The sequence below is a fragment of the Pseudomonas protegens genome, from assembly GCF_003732485.1.
Taxonomy (GTDB): Bacteria; Pseudomonadota; Gammaproteobacteria; order Pseudomonadales; family Pseudomonadaceae; genus Aquipseudomonas; species Aquipseudomonas protegens_B.
The window spans coordinates 57,988-60,765 of sequence record NZ_MOAK01000043.1; the positions used below are offsets into that span (position 1 = coordinate 57,988).

General features: G+C 60.0%; 3 protein-coding genes. All 3 read right to left on the minus strand.

The genetic code is table 11. The features are described 5' to 3' along the window. Positions 1-5 precede the first annotated feature (5 nt). Entirely contained in the window at positions 6-560 is a 555-nt protein-coding gene (locus BLX41_RS09700) for a glycine zipper 2TM domain-containing protein (RefSeq protein WP_102880808.1), read from the minus strand. A 122-nt stretch (positions 561-682) separates the two neighbouring features. Beyond that, positions 683-1,597: a protein translocase subunit SecF gene (gene secF / locus BLX41_RS09705; RefSeq protein ID WP_011063222.1), complete on the minus strand. Its 915-nt coding sequence runs from the start codon at positions 1,595-1,597 to the stop codon at positions 683-685. Positions 1,598-1,606: 9 nt separating this feature from the next. After that, positions 1,607-2,778: protein translocase subunit SecD (gene secD / locus BLX41_RS34930; RefSeq protein ID WP_259744623.1), on the minus strand; the 1,172-nt coding region annotated here is incomplete at its 5' end.

The following is a 2,778-nucleotide window of genomic DNA, read 5'->3' on the forward strand; positions in this document are numbered from 1 at the left end:
GAGGGTTATTGGCCGGGTTGATTCTGGTTCTGCCCCAGAATCAGGCGACCCTCTTTATCCACCGGAATCTGATTGCCCGGATCACGATCCATGCGCACCTGGCCTTGCTTGCCGCCCAGGTCGTACTTCACGTCATAACCCACGACCTTCTCACTGATGTCATTGACCGTGTTACAGCGAGTCTGGGTGGTGGTGTAGGTGTCACGCTCCTGCATGCCTTCCTGCACCTTGTTGCCGGCATAGCCACCGCCAACGGCACCCGCCACGGTGGCGATCTTCTTGCCATTACCACCACCAATCATGCTGCCCAGCAGACCACCGCCCACCGCACCCGCCACGGTACCCAGGATCTGATGCTCATCCTTGACCGGGCGCTGGCGAGTCACGGCGACGTCCTTGCAGACTTCACGAGGGGTCTTGATCTGTTGTTTGACCGGCTGTACGGCCAGCACTTGCGCATACTCAGGGCCGCTTTTAACCAGGCTGTAGGTGGCAACAGCACCCCCGGCGGTGACACCGACAGCACCCAATACCGCACCAACCAGCAACGACTTGTTCACGTGAACCTCCTGACCATACAAACGGGACTTGGCCCGCGCTTCTCCCAGCGTTGGAGCAATAAAAAAGGCGCGAGTTCAACACTCGCGCCTTTTTAACTGACAGCCGGAAAAGGGCTAGATCCTCACGGACGGTCGTCCACTTCCTTCTCGGTATTGGCCGGAGGAATCAGATCCTCGCTGTTCAGGTTCAGCCAGATCAGCACCACGTTGGCGATGTAGATCGACGAGTAGGTACCCGCCAACACACCGACAAACAGAGCAATGGAGAAGCCCCACAAGTTGTCGCCACCGAAGAACAACAGGGCCACGATCGCCAGCAAGGTGGAGATGGAGGTGGCCATGGTGCGCAGCAGGGTCTGGGTGGTCGAGATGTTGATGTTCTCGATCAGGCTGGCCTTGCGCAACACACGGAAGTTCTCACGCACCCGGTCGAACACCACGATGGTGTCGTTGAGGGAGTAACCGATGATCGCCAGCACCGCCGCCAGCACCGTCAGGTCGAAGGTGATCTGGAAGAACGAGAGGATGCCCACGGTCACGATCACGTCGTGGATCAGCGAAACGATCGCGCCCACCGCGAACTTCCACTGAAAGCGGAAGGCCAGGTAGATCAGGATGCCGCCCAGAGCCATGAGCATGCCGAGGCCACCCTGGTCCCGCAGCTCTTCACCCACTTGCGGACCGACGAACTCGACGCGCTTGACCTGCGCCGGGTTGTCACCGCCAACCTTCTGCAGCGCTTCAGCCACCTGGTGACCCAGTTGCGGGTCCTCACCCGGCATCCGCACCAGCAGGTCGGTGGTCGCACCAAAGCTCTGCACGATAGCCTCGTGATAACCGGCGTCGTTCAGCTGCGAACGCACCTTCATCACGTCCGCCGGACGCTCGTAGGTCAGTTCGATGAGCGTACCGCCGGTGAAGTCCAGACCGTAGTTCAAGCCTTTGTGGAACCAGCTGAACAACGCCAGGATGGTGAGCAGCACAGTGACGCCGAACGCAACGTTGCGCACGCCCATGAAGTTAATAGTACGTAACATGGCAGCCCCTTAAATCCACAACTTCTTGAAGTCACGACCGCCGAAGATCAGGTTGACCATCGCACGGGTCAGCCAGATGGCCGTGAACATCGAGGTAAAGATCCCGAGGGACATGGTCACCGCAAAGCCTTTGACCGGACCGGTACCCATGGCGAACAGAATGCCGCCCACCAGCAAGGTGGTCAGGTTGGAGTCCAGGATCGCGGTGAATGCCCGGCCGAAGCCTTCGTTGATTGCCCGCTGCACAGTCATGCCTGCGGCGATCTCTTCACGTATCCGCGAGAAGATCAGTACGTTGGCGTCCACCGCCATACCCATGGTCAAGACGATACCGGCGATACCCGGCAGGGTCAGCGTCGCCCCCAGCAGGGACATCAGGGCCAGCAGCAGCACCATGTTCAATGCCAGCGCCACAGTGGCGATGACACCGAAGAAACGGTAGATGGCGATGATGAACAGCGACACGAACAGCATGCCCCACAGCGACGCATCGATACCCTTGGTGATGTTGTCAGCACCCAGGCTTGGACCGATTGTGCGCTCTTCGGCGAAGTACATCGGCGCCGCCAGACCACCGGCACGCAGCAGCAGCGCCAGTTCGGAAGACTCGCCCTGGCCGTTCAGGCCAGTGATGCGGAACTGACTGCCCAGCGGCGACTGGATGGTCGCCAGGCTGATGATCTTCTTCTCTTCCTTGAAGGTCTGCACCGCCACGTCTTTCTCGACACCGTTCACCACTTGCTTGGTGTAGGTGGTGGTCGGCTTCTGCTCGATGAAGATCACCGCCATGCTGCGACCGACGTTGGTGCGGGTCGAACGGTTCATCAGCTCGCCACCGTGGCCATCAAGCTTGATGTTCACCTGTGGACGGCCGTGCTCGTCGTAACCGGCTTGAGCATCAGTCACCTGGTCACCGGTGATGATCAGGCCACGCTCGATCTGCGCAGGAGGACGGTTGCCCTCACGGAATTCGAAGGACTCGGAAGTCGCCTTGGAAGCACCCGGCTCGGCGGCCAGACGGAATTCCAGGTTGGCGGTCTTGCCCAGGATCCGCTTGGCTTCAGCAGTGTCCTGCACGCCCGGCAGCTCAACCACGATACGGTTGGCACCCTGACGCTGAACCAGAGGCTCGGCCACACCCAGCTCGTTGACCCGGTTACGCACAGTGGTCAAGTTCTGCT

Coding starts and splice junctions, on each gene's coding strand:
- secF (WP_011063222.1), bottom strand. CDS start 1,597: ATGTTACGTACTATTAACTTCATGGGCGTGCGCAACGTTGCGTTCGGC.